Genomic DNA, 21,784 nt, shown 5'->3' with positions numbered 1-21,784 from the left:
AGAACACCAAACTCTGAAACAACCAGCGCAGAGGCAATAGCCCGGAACGAAGCAGTCAACGCATCGCGATACCTGGGCCGTGCCCTGTGGCGGCGAAGGAGCGGATATCACCACTGGATCCATGTCGAGAGCAAGACGAACTTCGTGTTCAGTCACTCATGGCTCGCACCTGCGACTGACAGGTCGTTGAAATCCGGGCAGGCGTCGGGGCCCTGAACCACTAAACCGCTTTTGGCACACCCGTCAAAGAGCCCGTAGGATTAGTCCGTCCGGGGAGTGAGCCCGTCCGGGCAAAGGGGAAGTCTGCCCGACAACGGATTTGTGCAACAAAGCCCATCCGACCCCTTGGGAAACGCGATTCTATGAATATTGCTGAATGTTGGGGCTTGAAATGCGTTAATCAAATCTGACCCAAAACCGGTGGAAGACGCAGCTATTCTGCGCTTTTTCAATGGCTTCGAGCGAGTCGGTAAAAAAAGCCAAACAATGTAGAAACGGCCTTGTATTTCCGTCGCTTGCACGGATATACCCGTCGACGGAGACGTGGCCGAGTGGTCGAAGGCGCTCCCCTGCTAAGGGAGTAGGCCCGGAAGGGTCTCGAGGGTTCGAATCCCTTCGTCTCCGCCATCAACCCATTTCAGTGAATTGGCATGGCGTGTTTAACATGCTGTAAATATATAAATAATCGGTATTTACCATCTCATAGTATCATCTTGAGTTTTACTAAGTTGCTCTTAGTGTATTTCATTGAGTGGTATATATTGTGGTGTTTCATGGCTGCGCTCAGCGGGAAGCAGACAAAGAAGCTGGTAGAGAATCTTGGCCCGGGTCGGCATGGCGACGGTTCTAGCCTGTACCTTGTTGTCGATCCCTCGGGTGCGCGACGCTGGGTCGTCCGCGTAACAGTCAAGGGACAGAAGAACCGCAAGGGCGCGCCGCTGCGCACAGATTTTGGATTGGGCGGCGCTGACGTCGTCACACTGATTCAGGCCCGCGAGAGGGCACTGGAATACAGGCGTATGGCGAAAGCCGGGTTGAACCCGCGCTTCAACGCCCAGCGTGAAATCCCGACCTTCGAAGAACTCAGCCGACAAGTTCACATCGACCGCCTGCCAACATGGAAGAATGCCAAGCACGGCCAGCAGTGGCTCAACACGTTACGCGACTATGCGTTCCCCAAGATCGGCCGCATGCCGGTCGACAGCATCGATCAGCCCGAAGTGCTGATGTGCCTGTCCCCCATCTGGACCGAGAAACACGAAACCGCAAAGCGACTGTCGCAACGGATCAAAACGGTGCTCGATGTGGCAAAGTCCAAAGGCTTCCGCTCGGGCGAGAACCCGGTGACCGCGATCCGCGAAGGCAAGGTACTTCCCACCGTCAAAGCCAAGGTCCAGCACCATGACGCGATGCCGTGGCAAGAGGTACCCGCGTTCTATGCCGAGTTGCAGACGCGCTCAGCCATGGCTGCCAAGGCGCTACAGTTCACCATCCTGACCGCCTGCCGAACCTTAGGGGTGTTGGAGATGAAGTGGCCTGAGGTTGATGTCGAGACGCGTCTGTGGACCATACCTGCGGATCGCATGAAAGGCGGGCAGGTCCATCGTGCCCCCTCACCGACGAAATGCAGGCCATACTGGAGCCGCTGCGTGCGCTGGCGTCTGACTATGTGTTCGAGGGTCAAAAGCGGCATTACCCCTTGTCGAACATGTCCATGCTGATGCTGCTGCGCCGGATGCGGCAGGATGGAGTCACCGTGCATGACCGGCACCAAGGAAAAGCAGTCATTCGACAGAACTGTTTCGATGGCCGCTTCGAGCCCGGAGCGGATCTTCGTTTCGCCGTTGGAAACGAAGGAGCAACGAAGGAACACATACCTAGCGACACAACCCGGCATCGAAAACGGCCATCATTGCGCTTCTCAGGCGGGCCACATCTTCGTCCACTGAAGCGGAGTGATCGCATTTTAATGACGGCAATACCTCGACCCGGATCGTTCCGCACTTGGCACTTGCTGGCTGCCCTCTGGGCGCACGACCCGACAAGCACCCTGCACCCCGCCTCTATTCGGCAATGGCGAGGGCACATCAACAGAAAGTCTGACGTTGGCGATTGGCATCATTACCAGGTGTGAACCCATACCCGACCGACATTGTAAATCGAGCTACTGTTGCGGCGAGTACCAAATCGGCGAAGTGTAGGCGCGTTCCTGTGCTGTCATTGGGACGTTATCTGGCATTTGTATTCCAAATTTGACGGCATCATACGTCGTCCATCGAGGGGTTGGAATTTCTATGACCCGGGCATAATAGAATGCGCTTTCCGAAGGATCGAAATCCGGGTCTTCCCACACGGTTCCCAGCTCAGAGGCTCCAATTGTGTTGGTCCACGAGGGAATTGAAAGGTCCACTGTGGTGCCTACGGATGACAACCTACCAGCGGCATCTGGTTCGCGGGTACCAGACCAGGCCACGTCATAGACCTTTTCCCGTTGATCTCCATCTGCATCCAACCAGCCCTTTATGATCTGGATTCGATCCAGGTTTGCTCCCATCGGATCACGAAGCGCATATACCAGAAAGGAAGGTGCGCCTTCCCCGGGGGCAAGATCACCACCCATCGGCACACCTTTGGTGTATCCCACAAGCGCCAAGTCGCGCCGCAAGGCATCTTCTTCGGTAAAAGAATATCCACCGAACATACGGACGCGCATTCGAGGTCCTGTAGTTGCGTAGGTTTCACGCCGATGCATCGCATCCCAAATGGCTTCTCGGGAATTCTCCTGCGCCCATACTGCGGTCAGACCGCCAGTAATGTATTGCGATGAAAGCAGCGCAACAGTCCCGTCAGCATAGGTCTTGCTGACATGTTGGCTGCGCTCTTCGCTGGGCTCATACCCGGTGAATTTCCCGAAGAAATTGTCGTTGTCTGGAGTTGTCAAACCTGTGTGTGTGTCACTGGCCCCACCCAAGCCAAACTTGAAAGGATTCACCCCCAAAGTCTTTTGTAGGGACAGGCCTCGAAGCAACCCGGATCGAGCGTATTCACCGGGCAACATTTCTGGCTCTTTCGGAACCGAAGCATCCAGATTGCCGTAATCCCACGTTTCGAAGTCGGCAAATTCATCGTCAGGTGACAGGAACGGGTGGGCCTCACCATCTCCCTTAATCTGGGTTGGTTCGTACAGTCTTTCCCATTTGTTTCGCGCTTCTGAGTATGCGGGATCTAGCGGCACCCCATCCGCGAAGTCATCGACTAAAGGGAACATCCAGCCGTTAGACAAGTTCCCATTATGTGGAATAGCAAGCACACGCCCGCCTGTCGTTTGCTCATAGTTCTCCAACCACTTCCAAAGATCACGAGGGTTAGGTGAGCCCACCGGTGGCGTTGTTGTGTAAGGCAGTACCTGTCTTGTGAGCTCAGGGCCGTCGCGAAAGATCACATTTCGGTGCAAATTGTTCCCTGCAACAAGAGATGTCCATTCATAGGCGATAAAGGTGCTGAACACGCCGGGATCATTGTACTCTTCCGCGGCATCGATAATATCGCCCCAAACACGGGCATACGCGGGGTTGCCCGGTTGATAGTTCAGCGCAGGGGAAACCTGTCCTTGAGCAAACGCCGCTGTCAGCTCGAGCGCAGCCGCCAGAGCGGCTTCTCCACCTTTGTTGAATTCTTCATGGAAATATCTGCCTTGCTCATCTGCTAAGATGTTGGGAGCACCTCCGATGATGTCGGTGATAGCACCCATCGCATCCGAATGATCTGTAATCATGAAGAAATCGAGAGGCATCGACAATTTTACAGGTTGCCCCGTGTTCGACACAACTTCTTCGCCACGCGCAAACCGATAGGCATCACGCGGCATGAGGCGCGTACCGCCTCCACCAGCATCGCCGGAAAGCCCAGTATGAACGTGAGTGTCACCAAAATAGACTTGTGTTGGATATGCGCGTTCGGCGTAAGGTGAATAAGGTCGACCGGAAGGACCGGAAAGGCCCGACGGATTTATTGCATCCTGAGCTAAGACTGGGCTCCCCAGAATGAGAGCTGCTGGCAAAACATAGCGAAACAATTTTTCCTCCCTAATTTAAGGCACCATAGCACAACTCTGCTCCGGAATTTTTTCCGACTTAGTTCGAAGGTTTGCTAAGTCCGCAAAGTACACGTTCAAGCAAGTTGCAGCGAACGACCGCATTGAGCCCAAACTAACGGATGCCGCGACACGCACGAAAGGCGGCTTACAAGCGCGGTATGCGATTCGATTAAGAACTCTGATCAATTAGTCAAAGAGACAACATGATCGATCAAGAGCAATGAAAAAGAGTTCTCGCTACTTATGATAAGCAGATTAACCAGCGAGGGTTGCCGGGTGTACTTGTGAAACCCATGCGCGCGGATTGGTGTGGTCACAAAATGGCGGTTTGTGACAAAAAAATCGCCGTATTGATCATCAAGGAGCTTCAGGAGAGATTTGCAGCGTCACATCTGCACGAACCAAAGATCCTGATACAGGGGTGTGGTGCAAAGATGTATCCCGGTGAAGCCATGGAACGGACCTCTAGTCTGACTGATCAGTCATAGATTTCTACCGACAGCGCATCCATCGCATATGAGGTTTCGATGTTGGCCTGGCCGTCCACGTAATTGAGTGACTGGGACCTGCTCAGTGCCCGCATTTCCCCGCTTATCCAGACTGGCTTATACAACTCGTCGATTTCGAAGCCTTGTTCGTATCGCACATAGACCATCTGATTGGCTGGAGGTGGTGGTGTGTGAATGCAGGCTCCAACTGTCGGAACCAGAAGGAATTCGACCGCCTTCTGGTCAACAATATCCAGGGGAAGGAGATAGCCGGGAAGGCGCACGTTCTCCCCCAAAAGGTCAAGGTTCGGTTCGCGCGCGGCAATCAACCGTTGGTTCATCACAATTTCGCGTTGTTCAAACAACCAATCTGGATCAAGACCTTGAGATACGAGGTCTTCGCGGATCTGAACCGCTTCGGCGCGCTTCTTGTCATCCGCAGTGTCCGCATGCAGAACCTCAATCCGATAAAGCATGGCCAACGCATTGACCTGAGAATATTCTAGGGTGGCAAAAGGATCGTGGTAGGGCCGCTCTTCAGGAAGGAGATCCTGCCAACTTATGTTGCGCGGATCCGCTGCAAGAAGAGGCCCCGCAATCGCAAGGGCGAATAAGATATTCAGAAAATGCGCAATGGTCTTCATTTCAGCGGATCCTCTTATTCAAAGCCGCACCGACAGTCCGTCTGATAGCGTCATACGGTACACCCTTAACGCAGGTATAATACTGGCAAGAAGACCAGAGCAGAAAACGAGGGCTATGAGAAGAACCTCGCGAAAACTCGGCAGGTCAACACCGATGCGGAGCCCAAAATTTGCGGCAAGAATCGGATCTATCACGAGCGTGAGAGCGCTGAGCGCGATTACTCCAAGCACGATGCCGGCCGACAACAATAAAACGGCTTCAAGCAAGATCAGGGAAAAGACGCCGGCTGGTGTTGCGCCCACGGATCGAAGGATCGCAAATTCACGCCGCCGGTTGTCGAGCGAAGCAGACAACATGACCACCATGCCGATCATTCCAGCCACTGCCACAGCGCCTGCCATCAGACGCAGCGCAGTCTCGGCCGTACTGGTAATCGACCAAAGCTGCAACAGCGCAACATTAGGAAGAACAGCAGTCAGTGCCTCGTCGCGATGGTCTGCCAGTTGCCGTTGAACTGAAAGCACCGCTGTCTTCTCCTCAAGCCCGGCAAAAATCGCGTTGATGGCCCCCGGTTCATGATCATGGCCACCGTGATCGTGCTCGCCAGAAGTCCTGACAGCTTCCGCCTCGTCTTCAAGGTCGCTTTCGTGGGCATGACTGTCGTCATGTTCCTGATGCCCTTCTTCGTGCTCGTCAGGCTCGTCTAACTCCACATGGCTATGGTCTTCGTGTTCTTCGCCGTGATCCGCATGCCTGTTCGCAAATTCGCTGGCTGCGTGGTCTTCATTATGGGAATGCTCGGTGTCATGGTCTTCGTGTTCTTCGGCGACTTCAGGTGCATCGACCAAAACAAACGGGTCCGCACCCTCTGATGTAGGTTCTTCGTGTAAGGCGTCAAAACCCTCGAGCGAGACAAAAACCATTCGGTCAACGGCCGTCCCGGTATGCCCCAGCACGCCGGTCACTGTGAAAGGCGCTTCGTCGTGGACATCAAAGGCAACTTCACCCGAACCATGGGCATTCACAATCGCCGTGCCGAGCCCATATTCAAACACCCGTGCAACTTCTGCACCGATCACTGCGCCATATGCAGACGAAAAAGAGTGTCCTTCAGAAAAGGTCAGATGTCGGCCGCCGCTGTGACGAAAACGATCAAAGTAATGCTTGGACGTGCCAATCACTGGATATCCACGATGGTTGTCACCCATCATGATCGGCACTGTCCAGCTTACCTGGGGCAGATCTTCGATCATCTCGTAGCTGTCCCAGGTGATACCGGCGCCTGTTGTACCGACACCAAAAACCGTTGCCATCAGGATCTGCACATCGTTTCCGCGTGCCGCAATGATCAGGTCGATACCTGATGCAGAATTGGCAAAACCCGCTCGTGCCTCTGTTCGCAGTCGCTCAACCCCAACAATCAAAGCCACGCTCAAGGCAATGCTAAGAACAGTCAACGCAGCGATAAAGCGGCGATTGAGAAGGCTTTTCAAACAAAGGTTGAACATCACGTTTTGCCCGCGTTCAGCTTTGGCAGGTCGACGCTCCGATCGAAGTGTTTTTCCAGGCTGCGATCATGGCTCACAAATAGCAAACTCGCCCCTGATGCATTGCATTCCTTCAGCAACAGCTGGACAAACGTGTCTTTCGCTTCCTCATCCAAAGCCGAGGTAGGTTCATCCGCCAACACAACTTCGGGCGCCCCTATCAAAGCCCGCGCCGCCGCAACTCGTTGTTGCTGCCCAACACTCAGGGCGCTGGCAGGTCGATTGATCAGCTCAGCATCCTCAAGACCCAGCTCACTTAGCAACCGTGTTGCGGTAGCCTTGGGGGCTGGCCCCGATCGATTGCGACGGTGCGCTGAAAATCGGCAGGGCAGCAACGTGTTTTCAAGCGCACTGAGCCAAGGCAAAAGATTAAAGACTTGGAAAACAATCCCCAAATGATCCACGCGAAAACGGTCGCGATCACCTCCAGCCAAAGCCCCGACATCCGTGCCTGCAACGCGAACCGCGCTTTGCGGTACATCGATCACGCCGGCAATTGCCGAAAGCAACGTGGTCTTTCCGCTGCCACTGGGGCCTCTCATAAACACGCTTTCCCCGGCCTCAAGATCGAAGTTATCGACTGAGAGCACCGGATCGTGTTGACCAGGCCACCGAAATACCAAGGATTTGAGTTCGACAGTTTTCATTGATGACACCGATGCTTTGGTCAGGTTTTTCAAAGATAATTGAGCTTTTTGGTGATCCAGAAAAGGATCTCTGCCAAAACACCAATGGCTCCGGCTTTGTCTGTCTTGACCAAAGCTGTTCCTGACGTTCCAAATTGCAATGAATTACTGTCTGTATCTGCAGGTAGTTCAACCAAAACGATGTAGCTGGATATCCCAGCTAGTTCCCGCAATGAGGGAAGACCTGATCTTAGATCAACAGTGCCTTCGACAGTTCCGACCGGAAAATCGGAAATACGGCCGGTAATTTCTCCACCGGGTTCCGTTCTAAATGCAAGCCGGATTTCGTCACCGACCGAAACATTGGTTCGACTGGATTGGGGAAGAGTAGCAATTATTGCATAGTCTCCAGGTTCGACAAAAGTAATTGCCCCTTGTAGCGGAGTGGCGCGGTTACCTGGTCGGAGTGAAACAGCCGTAACAACGCCGTTTCCCGGAGCTTTCACAACTGTTTGCTCTAAATCCCAAATAGCTTGCGCAAGCGTCTGTTCAGCCTCCACAACACCTGCGTCACGCCCGTCGATCTTCGCGGCGATACGCCGCTCAAGGCTTGTCTTCCGGGCTTCGGCTGCGCGGATATTCGCGGTCAACTGGTCGATGGTTGAGACAGCCTCTTGCAGTTGGAACGTGGTTGATGCCCCGCGTTCTTCCAAACGGATGATGTCATCACGACGCTGAATTCCGAAAGTCAGCTGAGCAGTCAAGGATTCAATCTCGGCCTCGGCAGCTGATAAATCTGATACCAGTTGATCGGCAGATGACTTTGCAGTTTCCAAGACGGCTTCGAGCCGAGAGACCTCGGCTTTATACACCTCATTATCTATTCGAAATAGAGGCTCGCCTTTTGCGACTTCCTGGTTTGGCTCGACAATGACTTCTGTAACCGTGCCGGCCACATTCGGAGCAATATTCGTTGAAACACCCTGAATGGATACCGGGCCAGTCGGAGTTGTGTGGTTCAGTGCACCGATGACCACCAGAGCGATAACAGCAGCTACACCGTAAACCAGAGTTTTCCAGAACCCATTCCAGGGGAGAAGGTGAAACTTGGAAAAGACCAACCAGACTATTCCAAAGTAGAGGCCGAGTACTATTAACAAGACTTCATTCCTTCGTGATGTTTCCGGAAAGTTTGAACGACCACCCGAGCTTACGAGTGATCGCCCTGTTTGTCATGATGACTTAATTGTCGTTTTGCTCTTCCAACACTTTGCGGTTGGCTTCACGATGGCGCCACGCCGCGCCCATACTTTCCTTCAGATTTTCGGGAAGCGCATCCAGAGGAACAACAAGATCGTCATCAACTGGCCACTCGGTCAGCAATTCAGGATGATATCCTTCGGGATAGTACAGCTTAGGATCGATCTCCATATCTCGCACGTAGGGTTCTTGAATGTCTTCACGCTGATGCGGCGGCTTGGGCACGATCAACTGACCATTGCTAAAGTCAAACTGCGGCGCTCTTGAGTTTGGAAACTCGGGCAATATGCCTTCGCGAACCCATATCTGATCTTTGGTGACGTTCACAACGATCCCGTCAGGCGCTCCAAAGTGATAGGGGCCTTTCCAGTGCTCTCGGATCTCCGCCACGGTTTCCTCAATCTGATATGGGTCATAGCTCATGTGAGTGTTCATCAGAAGCCTGGGTTGTACCAGATTGGCAATGTAGCCGGCAGCGTAGCTGGGCGTATGATGGGTATCGACGGTATAACGCCCGAGGAAGGGCGGCACGCCTTGAACTCCAGAGGAGATTTCGATGATTTCCTGCTGCTGTTCCGTGACGAAGACATCACAGCCTTTGGCAAAAGGAATGTCGATCATGTTGGGTCGACCGTCACCTGTCCAGATAAAGCACATGCCATTCCAGTCCATCCGGTATCCCGACGCACCGTCTTTGGCATGGCTTCTTTGCCAATGTGTGACTTTGACCCCGTCTTCGTCATAGATCACGCCACCATTGTCACGGAAATCAAATTCGTTGACTTCGATGTCCCAACCTTTGCCAACGGGAAAGACACTGAACGCGTCCCGGTGCCATCCGGTCATCATTTTCATGCCTTCTACCATGGTTGCAGTGCCGTACTCTTTGGTGCGGCCGGATGGGCCATGGACCGTCAACTGCTCGTGCCATCCACCTGCCCAAGTTCCGAACATCCACAGGTACGGCAACCCACCAAAGTGGTCTACGTGCAGGTGCGTAATAAAAACATCAGTGATTTCATTCAGTGCATATCCGCTGGCAATGATGTTTGCAGGTGAGCCTTCACCAATGTCGAACATGAAAATCTTACCGTTGCCCAGCTCAACAAGAATCGCCGTGTTCATTTGCCCAGGGCGAATGAACGGGGCAGATCCCATGAAGATAATTCTCATCTCATTGGGCTGTACATCTTCTGTGCGCGGGAACCAGTTTGCCGCGCTTTTCAACCACGGTTGTGGAGAGATGCCCTCAAAGGTCAGACCTTCTTTCCAACGCCCCATGGGGACGCCGCCGGTCAGTGCAGCCTCAATATCTTCTTGGGATGAGGGCTCCTTTACTGGAGGAGCCTGACCGAGCGCACTAGTGGCGAACAATGTCGCTGCGGCGGCGAGTGCGCCGAGTGAATTAATCGATTTATTGCATCTGTCTTGCAGCATATTTTCAGTCCTTTGTTCGAGCCTTTGTGAATATGGGAGCCACTTCTGAAATTGATTTCGGGACGATTTCTGATTGGATGACCCAAGAAAGATGTTCGGCGATTTCTTCAGCCAGGCCATCAAGGCTTTCCGTGACGGGATCGATCAGACATGCTGGAGTTGTTTTATTGACCTTCTCCGGTCTCTCCAACTCGGCCGAGAGCAGCTCGAAATCCTGGCAAAGCGTCTCAAATCCATGATGAGTCTTTCGCATGTGGCGGATGCGGTTGATTTGGTCAGGGAAAGTGAGTTCTAGTAAACTGACGTCTGTCATCGTCCGGCCACTTGGTTCTTCTCTGAGCACGAGCTTGAGGGCACAAGGCGTATCGCGGTAGGGTAACACCGTGAAATTAGGGTGACATCCAGTTGGTCAGGCGGCAGTATTGTTTTGAAAATACAGCAAAACTTGATTTGCGAGATGGCTGAGCAAGATCTGACACTTGATCCGGAACGGCATCCAACCCGCGTAAGGGATGCCTTGGAACGCGTGTTGACCAGTGACACGTTCGCCAAGGCGGAACGCCTGCGGAACTTCTTGAACTACGTAGTTGAAGAGGCCATTGAAGGCAGGTCCGAGGCTATTCTTGGCAAAACGATCGCTCAGGATGTCTACTTCAAGAGTTTTGCCAGTGATGACGGCCACATCAATGTTGTCCGTGTGGATGCAGGGCGGTTAAGGCGGAAGCTTCAACAGTACTATGAAACGGCAGGTGCTGGAGACAATCTGCGCATTCACATTGATAGCGGCGGCTACGCGCCTTGGTTCGAGGACCGCTCTGGTACAATTCAGAGCAATGTCGATCATACGCCATTCAGGCCAGGATTACCCTGGCTGATTGGCATCCCTGCTGTCACCATAGCGATCATTGCTCTTGCTTACTTCTTGGGCGGGCGCATGGAACAGGTTGTTGATCTCAACCCAAAGACATCCGCGCGCTCACTTGAGCGACAGGCTCTATCCGCCAAATCACCCGCCGCAGTACAGGCGTCAAACTACTGCGATCAAGCTCGGGGCCTGCTCTTTCCAATCGCAACTATCGATAACCAGATCCTGGCCAGCGACATATTTAGAATAGCAATAAATGAGGCTCCCGATTTTTACTGTGGATATGCCGGATTGGCCCATAGTCTGGGAACCCAGGCTCTACTAACGCGAGACGAGGAAGAGCGTGACGCGCTGATACTGAATTCAGGACAAATGGCTCAGAAAGCTGTGGACATTGCGCCCTCAAACGGCTGGAGCCAATCGGCAATGGCATGGGTATCTTACGTTTCCCGCGACTATGACAGAGCATTGGAGTATTCAGCACTCGCGCAGTCGCTTCGACCCAATGACGGAAACGTTCTGGACTTTCGCGGCGTGATACTACTGGTTATGGGTCGCTTTGAAGAAGCGTATGACGTCAGCGACCCAAGCCACCGCAGAGAGATAGGAAGTCATCGGTTTGCCCACAGGAACATTCACGCGGTTGCCAGTTTTCACATCGGTGATTTTAGGGAAGCAATCGCGTCTTTGAAATTTGCGAGTGACAATGGTGACCCCGTCAGTGCACTGTCTTTGGTATTTTTGGCGGCTTCCTATCAAAGGTTGGGCAAATCCAAAGAGGCACATGCAACCTTGAAACAATTGAAACAGTCGTGGCCAGAGTTCAGGCCAGATCTTGTTCTAGCAGCATTTTATTCCAGTCCAAATCTATCGGACGAAGTGATTTCAGCCCTAACAGATGCGGGATGGCGGTTTTAAGATATTCCTTTTCGAGCCATGGTTGGAGACAGGCACATGTGCGTAAAGTGTGTTTTTCCGCCAACACAGGAGAACATATCCCGGTAGTGTTAAGGTACGCTGAAAGCGGTCATCGGAATTTGTTGTAGCTAACGGCAGCTTTGTCCGCATTGCGGAACTACGGGTAGTTTTCTTGAATGTCCACTTTCGGCAGAAGCAGACGTTCGAGCCGACGAAATCGGGGCGATTCTGAGCGATGTCTGCTTTCACCAGGACCGGACGTTCAGCAAAATCGGGTCTATGTCCGAGTTGCGGACAAAGCTCCCCTTCGCCGCGGGGCTCCAATGTCCGCTCTGCTCACGCAAGTCTGCCTCAAGCAACTTTGACCAGTAGTTTCTGTTCCTCACCCCATTGCCTCGGCGATTGCCCATATATGCGCCTGAACTCGCGACTGAACTGGGACGGGCTGACGTAACCAACGTCCATTGCGGCTTCGTTCACAGGCATCCCGCCCGCGATCTTCATGGCGGCGTTGTTGAGGCGCATCGTCTTGACGAACTGGATTGGAGCCATCGTCGTGACCTGCTTGAATTTGCGATGGAAAACCGCCCGGCTCATGCCCGCTCGGCTTGCCATATCCTCTATGGAGATCGGCGCATCCAGATGTGACGACACATGCGCAATTGAACGTGCGATGGCGTTGCCAGCACCAAATGCTTGCCGTGCGAAGGTGCCAGCTTCTCCACTCAGGATCGCATAGAGCACCTCACGTAATCGCGCCTCGCCGAGAACTGCTGTATCCGTCTCGCTGTTTCCGAGCTGCAGTAGCCGCAGCAGCGCTTCAGTGAATCCATCGTCCCATCGTGCAAACCTAATTCCTGGCTCCCGCAGTTCTCCTTTGACCGAAGGCAGAACGCCCCCGGCATTTTCCATCTCCATCTCCAGCTCGGTCATAGCGCGTTGCTCAAGAGTGACCATGACTCCGTAGAGCGGGTGGTCACGCGAGGCCAACGGCGTCCCCGCCTTGACCGGCATCGACATTGGGCAGCAGAGATATTGACTGTTGTCGTATTCGTATCTTCGGCCATTCAGTACGGCTTCCTTCACCCCACTCACGATGGCCACGATGCAGGGCTCGTAAACGGCTGGAACACAAGGGATTGAACGCGTGGCGCGAAACAGCCGTACACCCTTGATGCCCGTCTCGGTCAAGCCGTCCGTTTCGGTTCGGCCTGCGATGATTTGCTTGATCTGATCCTTGCTCATAAGAGAGATGTAAAGGCTCCAGATCGTTGCAGGCAACTACCTTGATACAATCGGGCAAGTATTTGCGATGATCTCGCCTGTTTCCGCATTCTGGTGAGAGCTATCTGCATTTCCAAGCCGAAACACAATTCACTCGGTCCCCGCGCCAACGCAGATAGGAGACAAAAGATGCCAGATACCACATTCGGACCCAAAGGCTGGATGCCCGAGCGCCTCGGCGACCTTTCCGGCAAGACCTACCTCATCACGGGCGCCAACGCCGGTGCCGGGTTCCAGGCCGCGCGGACGCTTCTTAAGAAGAAGGCCAAAGTCGTGATGTTGAACCGCTCGGCAGAGAAGTCTCAGGCAGCTTTCGCGGACCTGAAAAGTGAGTTCGGAAGCGGGGCGGACGTGAGCTTCATTCGCATGGACCTGGCCTCTCTCGCAAGCGTACGCAAAGCTGCGGACGAGGTTCTGAATTCCGTTCCCCGCATCGATGCGCTCATCTGCAATGCTGCTATCGCGCAGGTGCCATCCCGCAAGCTGACAGAGGATGGGTTCGAAAGCCAGCTCGGCACCAACCATTACGGTCACTTCCTACTCTGTGGTCTTCTGTTTGAGCGGATCGAAGCCTCGAAAGGTCGGATCGTCGTTGTCGCCAGTCTTGGCTACAACATGGGTCTGAAGACGATCAAGTTCGGCGACATGAACTGGGAGGAGGGTTACGGGCCGAACACCGCATACTCGCAAAGCAAGTTGGCGCAAATGATGTTCGCTTATGAATTACAGGACAGGCTTGCCACCGCCGGGCGCACCGAGGTCGAGGTTTATGTCTGCCATCCCGGCTCGTCGGCAACGTCACTGATCAGTACGAGCGGCAGCCGGACGATGCGGTTCATCTGGTGGCTCATGACCAAAACACCGATGGTTCAGACTGCCGAGCAAGGGTCCTATCCCGAAGTCATGTGCGCCACCGAAGAGGCTTTGACCGAACAACGCGCGCTCTACGGGCCAACGGGCCGCCTTGAAGCCGTAGGCCCGGTTGGCAAGGGTAAATTGAACCCACACGCGTATGACAAGACCGTCATGGCAAGGCTTTGGGAGGTCACTGAACAAGAAACAGGCTTGAAGTGGGAGATTTGATCCAACGGGTCCCGTGCGGCTGGTGATGCTTCACCCACCATCGGAAATTCGTGCACCGTGCAGCATTTAGTAGAATGGGCTCAACGCGGACGTTGGTCGAAAAATCGCGAATGACCACTAAGCGGGACGAAGCCGCCTTTTGCTCATGCGGCGAGTTTGGTGGTCGCGAGCCCACCAAAAGTTGGAACGAGTAGCGGCACTACAGCGCGATTTCCCGAAAGCGGACGTTCAAATCACTCAAATCGGCCGAAATCCAATCCGGACATTCTCTGCGTCTCTGTGCAACGTCTCGCATGCGGACAAATCCGACATCGGGTCGGCTTGCTGCTCCTACTGCGCAGTGGCTTCGTAAACTCAGCCATTTTGGAACCTATGCGTAGCGGGCTAAGAACAGACCTCAGACACCTTGCCAATACGGTACGTCCCAATGGTGCATGCGGTGAGGTACTCCAGAAAGCTTTCAAATGAAGTGTGATATTCTATGCTACTGAAGTTGCCGGCTGCCTCAACCTAAGTTCCTCTTGCAAGATCCACTGGACTTTTCAGATCCCGATCGTAAATTCGCCGCTTAATTCGAAAGGGGTGCCCGTTTGTTGACTAGGACCGCTTCAACCGTTCTCGGGGCTTTGATTTGGCTTTGTTTCGTTGCTCCACCTTCTACTGCTGAAGTACTGCAGCATTGGGTTCAACTCGGGCCCGACAAGACAATTGTTGTTCGAGCTATCTCTACATCGTCTAGCTGCCCTTTGTTGAAAATCGACGGGCGTGTTGTTGCAATGCATAAACGTGCTGCTCCAGATGACCAATTTCCGGAAATCGTTTGCGAGCATCGTGCCCGACAAGATTCACAGAAGATGAAACTTGAGGGAGACACGCTACCAACCTTGAGTCAAAGCGTACAGCGTATTGCCGTGATTGGAGATACTGGATGCCGTATTCGCAGATCCAGAGTACAAGATTGCAATGATCCCGATGCCTGGCCATTGAAATCAATTGCCGCAGAAATTGCGTCCAGATCGCCAGACTTGGTCATCCACGTTGGCGACTATTTGTACCGATCGGCAGAGTGCCCCGAACCGGAGAAGTGCGGTGGATCGCCCTTTGGTGACAATTTCCAGACGTGGTCTGCCGACTGGTTGGATCCTGCAGATAGGCTGCTCAAGCTCGCTCCATTTGTTTTTATAAGAGGTAATCACGAAAACTGCGGACGCGGCAGCAAAGGATGGTTCCGTTATTTTGCCCCAGGTTTCGTTCCCTCAGATTGTCCAGCTGTGACCGAGCCGTGGATAGCTTCTGTCAACGGCCTCAATCTAATTGCATTTGATTCATCCGCAGGCCCTGCACCTCAAAGCAGCACTGAGTTGTTAAATGTTTACGGTAAGATGGCGCGAGATTTGTTTGCAAATATCAGCGGAGAAACTTGGTTTCTTACTCATCGCCCACTTTGGGTAAACATGCATGCATTCGGTGAATTGATCGATGGTGACGACACACAGCGCGCAGCATTCGGTAGAGCCATTCCAGAAACAGTAAATCTTTTTCTTTCTGGCCATATTCACGCTTTTCAAGCAATCGATTTGTTGGACGGACCGGTGCAGGGTATTAGCGGCAACGGCGGGACGCAGCTTGATCCGATGCCCACAGGTGTTGTCACCGATGTCAAAGTTGCCGGAAATTTGGCGAGTATCGTCGCGAACAATGGTGATTTCGGCTTTCTGATGTTGACCAGACAAGCCGACAGCAATTGGTTGATGGAAGCGATCGATGAAACAGGAGCGGCTCGGAACCGATGCCGTTTAGTCAGGCGTGCGCTTTCCTGCGAGTGAAACAAAGCCAAATCTTAGCAGCATCAATTCGCTTTAGAATCCTTCTCCAGGAGGTCAGTCTCGCGCCCCTGTGCAGCATCGCTGAAGCGGGATACTTTGGCCAGAGTTAGTAGCGGATAGCGGTCATTATTTGTGGTCATTCCGAGAAATTTTGCCTGAAGGTCTGCATTGAACGGCAGCGAACGTTCGCTGAAATCTGCTGAACGGCAGAGTTGCGGACAAAACTGCCGTTGGGGCTAAGACGGTTTGGGCGTTGCCGCATAGCAAATGCGTCAATCTTTTTCAGCGGAGCTGAGCATATATTGGTCCGCTAACGCTTTTGGCACGTATCTCCAGTATTACCACACACTGTGGACCGCGTTGTCGGCCAATACCTTTTCTCATCGCCAGCGCGGGTTCTAGAGACGCCTAAGCGTTTCCAGTTGGGTCATTGATAAAGGTAATGGGAGTAGAAACATGACTAATAGATTGGACGTTAAATCAACGTGGGATTCAGTAATGAACGAAACTAAGAATCCTCTAAAAAACCAGTCCCTTCCCACCGCCCATTTGCTGATGCAAATGCTGGCCTGGATGTGGAGCGCTATCTTTTCGCTCATGGTTGGAAGCTACTTTGTTTTTGGCGTAACGGCTGCGGCTCACACAATGCTAATTGGCGGTGTTTTTATAACCTTGCTGGTGTTTCAAAAGTCTGAAGCAGCTAGTTCTGATCTTCGATAACCCGCAAGGCTCATACAATATCGGGATTGGGGCGCGCGTTTGGAGACATCTTGTGCTGTAAACGAACTGGCACCCACTTTCGTCTCTCGCTCTGACAGCCTTACGCCCAGATAAATATGGTCGAGTTTGGGCTCAACGCAGTCACCTGACGGATTTACTCAGATGACCGATTAGCGGCTTTGAGCGGACGTTCACCCCCGAAAACTCGGAGTTTTGAACAGGAACGACCGCTCTCACCAAAAGCGGTCGCTCTCCCAAAACTTAGCTACGACTGGCTTGCGGACACAGCAGCCGTTCGCCTAATCTTAGCGCTTTGAGATTAGTTGCATGTTTGCTCAGTAGAGTTTTCTGAGATACCGCCTGATGGCTGACTAACGGCTGCACAAAGAGTTAATAAATTAAGGTATTCTACAAACCCGAAGGTTTGCCTATCGTCTTAAAGAAGTAACGCGATGGGAGGTCATATGAAAAAAATTGTCTCACTAGTTGGTGCGCTATGTATTACCGCCACTGGAGCTTGGGCCGATGAGGGCCAACCCCCAAATATTATTGTTATCATGGCTGATGACGTGGGATGGGCAAGCGTTGGTGTTTATCATGGCGGTGTCAAAAGCATTGAAACGCCGAATTTGGATCAGCTCTCGTCCGAGGGAGCGCGTCTTACAGATTACTACGCAGAGCCAAGCTGCACCGCCGGTCGATCAGCTTTTATGACAGGGCAAATGCCAATTCGCACCGGTATGCATACAGTTGGATTGCCTGGTGACCCAATAGGTTTGAACCCAGATGATCCGACACTTCCGATGTTCTTAAAAAAACTGGGATATACGACCGGACAGTTCGGTAAAAACCACCTTGGCGATCTGAACGAGTTCCTACCTACTACGAAAGGTTTCGACGAATACTGGGGTTGGCTTTATCACCTTAACGCCATGGAATACACGTCTGACCCGGATTGGCCAGACGACCCAAAATTCAACGCCCAATTTGCTCCCCGCAATATCATTCATTCCTTTGCGACAGAGGAAGAGGATGAAACAGTCGATCCGCGTTTTGGTAAAGTCGGAAAGCAGCGCATCATTGATGATGGTCCAGCTCCGCCGGAACGCCAAAAGACTTTGGACGACGAAGTAACTTCCTACACGACGGACTTTATCTCGCGCGCGGTTGAATCAAATACACCGTTTTTCGTCTGGATGGCTCCAGCCCGAGCTCATGTCTGGACCCATCTAAGCCCAAAGTACGAAGGGATGCTGGGCAATGGTCGAGGTCTTCAGGATGTGGTCATGAAGGAGTTGGACGACAACGTTGGAAAAGTGCTCGCGCACCTTGAGGACCTCGGCGTTGCTGACAACACCATAGTAGTGTTCACCGCCGATAATGGCCCGGAAACACTGACTTGGCCTGATGGTGGAACCACACCGTTTCATGGAGAGAAAGGTACAACCTGGGAAGGTGGATTCAGAGTACCCGCGATAATCCGTTGGCCTGGAAAAATTCCCGAAGGTCAGGTCTTAAATGGTATTTTCAGCGGGATGGATTGGATGCCCACCTTCGTTGCGGCCGCTGGAGGTCCCGCAGACCTGAAAGAGAAACTGCTAGAGGGTTATGAAGGCTACAATGTACATCTCGATGGCTACAATCAATTGTCATATCTAACAGGTGAGCAAGTAGAAAGCAGTCGTCGTGAACTGATTTATTATCAGGGTACGGACCTCCAAGCCGTTCGGTACAATGATTGGAAAGCACATTTCGTCGTGCAAAATCACGGTTGGTCAGGTCCTAAGGAAGAATTGGTTGCTCCGTTGCTCTACAATCTGCGGCGGGACCCTTATGAAAAAGCTGCGGACGAAAGCGGCATGTACGTTCGCTGGATGGGTGAGAAGATGTGGGCCTTCGGTCCAGCAGCTCGATTGGTGCAGGCGCATCTTGCTACCTTTGAGAAGTTCCCTCCGCGTGGAAAACCGGTCGCAAACAAGGGTCACGTGGAAGAACAGACATCAACTGAGGGTGGAATCTCTCAGTAAACGATTTGAGACTGATGCTTCGTCTTTCAAATTGAAGTGATGCACTCGGCCTATTGGCCGAGTGTCAATTTAAGGTAAGTCATGAACCGCGACCGACTGGCGGATTTGGCTTTGTGTAAGGAAAGCCCTTATGACCGCTAGATTAGTCCTACTCTTAGCCGCTGTTGGCCTCGTCCCGATTGCCTTGTCTTACGGACTTGTGCCCGGGCGTTCTGTCCCTTTTCTTTTAGGTTTCCCAGTAGAGGGAACCAATCAATCCCACGTCTTCCGCGCCATTATGGGGTTGTACCTCACCAACGCTGTGTTTTGGTTGGTAGCCACTGTGAAGCCTGAACTGCAACGTCCAGCACTTTGGGTTCTTCTTCTCTTCATGTCCGGTCTGGCTGCTGGGCGTTTGTTGAGCATACTAATCGATGGCTTTCCGAGCGGCATTTTGTGGTTTTATCTTTTTGCTGAGCTGGCGTTTGCGGCGTTGGCTGCAACTTCCTTGCGAAGAGAACGTGAGATTGGATGTACTTAAATGTTTAGATATTGCGTTGCCCTTTCAATAATCTTGGCAGTTTTCACGGTTTCACTTTCAGTTCTGGCTCAATCATCAACTACTCAAAGCGAAGTGGATGAAAACTACTTGGTGCTGGAGGCAGCGGTTGGTACAGCAGGCCTGACTGAAGTTGCATCGATTGATCATGCGCGCTTGGCTCAAGCCGAAGGCGTCGAAATGCCCGCGTCGCGCGTACTTATTTTTTCAGACCCTGAGATCAATTCCTCAATACTCGCTGGGAACGTGCGCGCTGGACTGGATCTTCCGTTTCGCGCTTTGTCATTCGATCAAGATGATCTTGCGCAGATCACCTATACGGGATCGCAATTTTTGGTAGAGAGACACGGGTTGACTGAGACCTCGATGCTGGAGGCATTCGACAACAGGATGCTTGATGTTCTTGGCGGTTTAGTCGCGAAGCCAGCCCCGACTGACGGATTGACGCTGGACTATGGGGTGATCGAACTGAAGTCGAAGCTAAACGTATCGGAGGCAGTAGGGCGACTCACCGAGGTTGTGATGGCGCAGGACGATACCGTCTGGTTTGGAGAAATCGACTTTGCGGCCGAAGCATCCCAATTGGGAATGGAGATTCCAGAGGCCGTTCTATTGTTGTTTGGTGGCCCAGCACCCGGCGGAGTAGCAATGGCGGATTTTCCGGCAATTGGGCTAGATGCATTTTGCCAAAAGCTGTTGGTGTACGCGGACGACGATGGGGGTTCCACGATCATTTACAATGACATTGCCGCACTAGCGGAGTTGTATTACGGCACCTCAACCAAGCCCCATCGTGCGTTAAATGAGCGACTCACTGCGACATTCAGATCCGCGATTGACTAGCTGCCAATTGGAGAAAAGGACAATCGGTGAATGCCGTTCAGTTATTTCCACCGCGGGTTTCAGGTCTGGTAAAGTTATTAGCGGCGGTGCAGCGTGGCAACGCCAATAAATGGCTGCTCTGGGCTCAATGCGGTCGTTCGCTGCAACTTGCTTGAACGTCTACTTTGCGGACGAAGCGGACAAATAAACCATCCGGTTTTCCACTGCCCGACTCAAGCAAGTAGGCAACCTCTCAACCCTTTGAGCCAACAGGTCGCTTGCTCTTTGCATCGCGTCTTCGAGCTTTTGAATGTCGGCTTGACTCGACTGGGGCCGGTCGATTTTTATTGTTAGCTTTTCCAGCTTCGCGGTTAGTGGGAACAGTGGTTGGTAGTCGTCGTCGTTAACGCCAGTCAATGTATCAGAACCTATGTCAAACGCCTCGTCCCACTGAAGGGTGGTGAGAACCAGTTCTGCGCCTAGTTCCACGAAACGTTCAAAGATCCCGCCTTCGCCAACACATGGACACATCAAACAGTGCTGACTGGCATGGCGATCAAGGAGCCCTCGCAGCCCCCATATCGCGCGAGCGGGCCGAACCGTTCCCCTTCCGGCGTCAATCTGCCAAAATGAGGATAGATTTTTCTTATCCTTGAGAGCCGCATGATAAAAAGTCGGATCACCATCAAGCAATTGGAAGCTTTCGTCCTGGTGGTTGACACCGGAACGTTTCGCAAGGCGGCGGCGGCACTAGGAACAACACAGCCGAATGTCTCGGCGCGGATTTCGGCGCTGGAGAAGTCTCTCGGGGTCGTTCTGATGCACCGGGATGCGGGATCGGTCCGGCTGACGAAAACCGGGGAGACGCTGGTCGAGGCGGCCCGACAGGTGATTTTGGCAGGCGAGGCGTTTCTCGAACAGGCCAACCGGCGGGATCTGATCAGGGAGCGGATGCGCCTGGGCGTAACCGAGCTGATCGCCTGCACATGGCTGCACGACTTTCTGCGCGCGTTCAGGGCGTCTTATGCATCGGTCAGCGTTGAACTAGAAGTTGATCTTTCGCGCGAGATCGACCGTGGCCTTGTCAGCGGGCAACTGGATTTGGCGCTGCAGACAGCACCATTTTCCAGCGAATTGCGCGGGACGATCCCGCTTGGCAGTTACAGCTACGTCTGGGTTGCCACGCCGGAAATGGGACAAGGTATTGGCGGCAATATCGGGCTCGCCGACCTGTTTGCCCATCCTGTCCTGACCCATGCGCGGCACACCGTGGCCGTGCGTGAGCTGGCCGAAATTGCCGATCACAACGGCCTGTCGCGCGATCGGGTTGTGCACTCGAGCAGCCTTGCGTCCTGCCTGCCGATGGCGGTGGACGGGATGGGCATCGCGCTGTTGCCCAGGGCGATCGTGCAGGAGGCTGTTGCCGAGGGCCGGCTGGTCGAACTCAACTGCGACTGGACGCCCAGCCCCTTGCAGGTCTTTGCGCGCTATGACGACCGGCGCGTGCCGCGGTTCGTGCGCTATGCCGCCGAACTCGCCCGGCTGACGGCCGAAGCGGCCAAGGATAACACAACATAACCACAACAAGAAAATATTCCAATT

The 21,784-nt window shown here is 53.1% G+C and carries 17 protein-coding genes and 1 tRNA gene; 11 read left to right on the top strand and 7 right to left on the bottom strand.

Annotation, left to right across the window (positions count from 1 at the left end; all coding sequences use genetic code 11):
• The first annotated feature begins 537 nt into the window (after window positions 1-537).
• The 3 genes from AC2FFA_RS13730 to AC2FFA_RS13720 all read left to right on the top strand — a co-directional run bounded on the left by AC2FFA_RS13730 (window position 538) and on the right by AC2FFA_RS13720 (window position 1,949).
• A tRNA-Ser gene (locus AC2FFA_RS13730) sits at window positions 538-627 on the top strand.
• 146 nt (window positions 628-773) lie between these two features.
• A complete protein-coding gene (locus tag AC2FFA_RS13725; RefSeq protein ID WP_496852021.1) occupies window positions 774-1,721 on the top strand; it encodes a tyrosine-type recombinase/integrase in 948 nt (315 codons plus the stop codon).
• Window positions 1,722-1,760: 39 nt separating this feature from the next.
• Entirely contained in the window at window positions 1,761-1,949 is a 189-nt protein-coding gene (locus AC2FFA_RS13720; protein ID WP_496852020.1) for a hypothetical protein, read from the top strand.
• A 215-nt stretch (window positions 1,950-2,164) separates the two neighbouring features.
• On the opposite strand, the gene AC2FFA_RS13715 is transcribed toward AC2FFA_RS13720, so the two are convergent.
• The 6 genes from AC2FFA_RS13715 to gntH form a co-directional block, all read right to left on the bottom strand.
• The gene (locus AC2FFA_RS13715) at window positions 2,165-4,060 is read right to left on the bottom strand and encodes a DUF3604 domain-containing protein (RefSeq protein ID WP_496852033.1); all 1,896 of its coding nucleotides are present in this window, start codon (window positions 4,058-4,060) and stop codon (window positions 2,165-2,167) included.
• Between the two features lie 514 nt (window positions 4,061-4,574).
• The gene (locus AC2FFA_RS13710; protein ID WP_496852019.1) at window positions 4,575-5,228 is read right to left on the bottom strand and encodes a DUF3299 domain-containing protein; all 654 of its coding nucleotides are present in this window, start codon (window positions 5,226-5,228) and stop codon (window positions 4,575-4,577) included.
• An 18-nt stretch (window positions 5,229-5,246) separates the two neighbouring features.
• Window positions 5,247-6,737, bottom strand: a complete 1,491-nt coding sequence (locus tag AC2FFA_RS13705) for an ABC transporter permease (protein WP_496852018.1) — start codon at window positions 6,735-6,737, stop codon at window positions 5,247-5,249.
• Window positions 6,737-7,423: an ABC transporter ATP-binding protein gene (locus tag AC2FFA_RS13700; protein ID WP_496852017.1), complete on the bottom strand. Its 687-nt coding sequence runs from the start codon at window positions 7,421-7,423 to the stop codon at window positions 6,737-6,739. Before AC2FFA_RS13700 ends, AC2FFA_RS13705 begins: the two co-directional genes overlap by 1 nt.
• 29 nt (window positions 7,424-7,452) lie before the next feature.
• Window positions 7,453-8,562: an HlyD family secretion protein gene (locus AC2FFA_RS13695; protein WP_496852016.1), complete on the bottom strand. Its 1,110-nt coding sequence runs from the start codon at window positions 8,560-8,562 to the stop codon at window positions 7,453-7,455.
• An 82-nt stretch (window positions 8,563-8,644) separates the two neighbouring features.
• Entirely contained in the window at window positions 8,645-10,219 is a 1,575-nt protein-coding gene (gntH, locus tag AC2FFA_RS13690) for a guanitoxin biosynthesis MBL fold metallo-hydrolase GntH (RefSeq protein ID WP_496852015.1), read from the bottom strand.
• Window positions 10,220-10,673: 454 nt separating this feature from the next.
• Between gntH and AC2FFA_RS13685 the strand changes: the two genes are divergently transcribed.
• Window positions 10,674-11,882 (top strand): tetratricopeptide repeat protein, encoded by a 1,209-nt coding sequence (locus AC2FFA_RS13685; protein ID WP_496852014.1) that lies wholly within the window; start codon window positions 10,674-10,676, stop codon window positions 11,880-11,882.
• A gap of 351 nt (window positions 11,883-12,233) precedes the next feature.
• Here AC2FFA_RS13685 and AC2FFA_RS13680 read toward each other — a convergent pair whose 3' ends face one another.
• On the bottom strand, window positions 12,234-13,127 hold the full coding sequence (locus AC2FFA_RS13680) for an AraC family transcriptional regulator (protein ID WP_496852013.1): 894 nt from the start codon (window positions 13,125-13,127) through the stop codon (window positions 12,234-12,236).
• Window positions 13,128-13,295: 168 nt separating this feature from the next.
• Between AC2FFA_RS13680 and AC2FFA_RS13675 the strand changes: the two genes are divergently transcribed.
• The 7 genes from AC2FFA_RS13675 to AC2FFA_RS13645 all read left to right on the top strand — a co-directional run bounded on the left by AC2FFA_RS13675 (window position 13,296) and on the right by AC2FFA_RS13645 (window position 21,760).
• Complete coding sequence (locus AC2FFA_RS13675; RefSeq protein ID WP_496852012.1) at window positions 13,296-14,249, top strand: SDR family oxidoreductase; 954 nt, start codon at window positions 13,296-13,298, stop codon at window positions 14,247-14,249.
• Between the two features lie 749 nt (window positions 14,250-14,998).
• The gene (locus tag AC2FFA_RS13670; RefSeq protein WP_496852011.1) at window positions 14,999-16,075 is read left to right on the top strand and encodes a metallophosphoesterase; all 1,077 of its coding nucleotides are present in this window, start codon (window positions 14,999-15,001) and stop codon (window positions 16,073-16,075) included.
• Window positions 16,076-16,531: 456 nt separating this feature from the next.
• Window positions 16,532-16,795 carry a hypothetical protein gene (locus AC2FFA_RS13665; protein ID WP_496852010.1) on the top strand — a complete coding sequence of 88 codons (264 nt, stop codon included), beginning with the start codon at window positions 16,532-16,534 and terminating at the stop codon, window positions 16,793-16,795.
• Window positions 16,796-17,259: 464 nt separating this feature from the next.
• Window positions 17,260-18,822: an arylsulfatase gene (locus AC2FFA_RS13660; RefSeq protein WP_117871178.1), complete on the top strand. Its 1,563-nt coding sequence runs from the start codon at window positions 17,260-17,262 to the stop codon at window positions 18,820-18,822.
• A gap of 130 nt (window positions 18,823-18,952) precedes the next feature.
• Complete coding sequence (locus tag AC2FFA_RS13655) at window positions 18,953-19,342, top strand: DUF4345 domain-containing protein (protein ID WP_117871176.1); 390 nt, start codon at window positions 18,953-18,955, stop codon at window positions 19,340-19,342.
• A complete protein-coding gene (locus AC2FFA_RS13650; protein WP_496852009.1) occupies window positions 19,343-20,203 on the top strand; it encodes a DUF302 domain-containing protein in 861 nt (286 codons plus the stop codon). It abuts the gene before it with no gap.
• Window positions 20,204-20,845: 642 nt separating this feature from the next.
• Window positions 20,846-21,760 carry a LysR family transcriptional regulator gene (locus AC2FFA_RS13645; RefSeq protein WP_496852008.1) on the top strand — a complete coding sequence of 305 codons (915 nt, stop codon included), beginning with the start codon at window positions 20,846-20,848 and terminating at the stop codon, window positions 21,758-21,760.
• Window positions 21,761-21,784: the final 24 nt, after the last annotated feature.

It is taken from the genome of Ruegeria sp. YTSB088, assembly GCF_059609825.1.
Note: the sequence above shows the minus strand (reverse complement) of the source record. Positions and strands in the feature narration are given on the sequence as shown.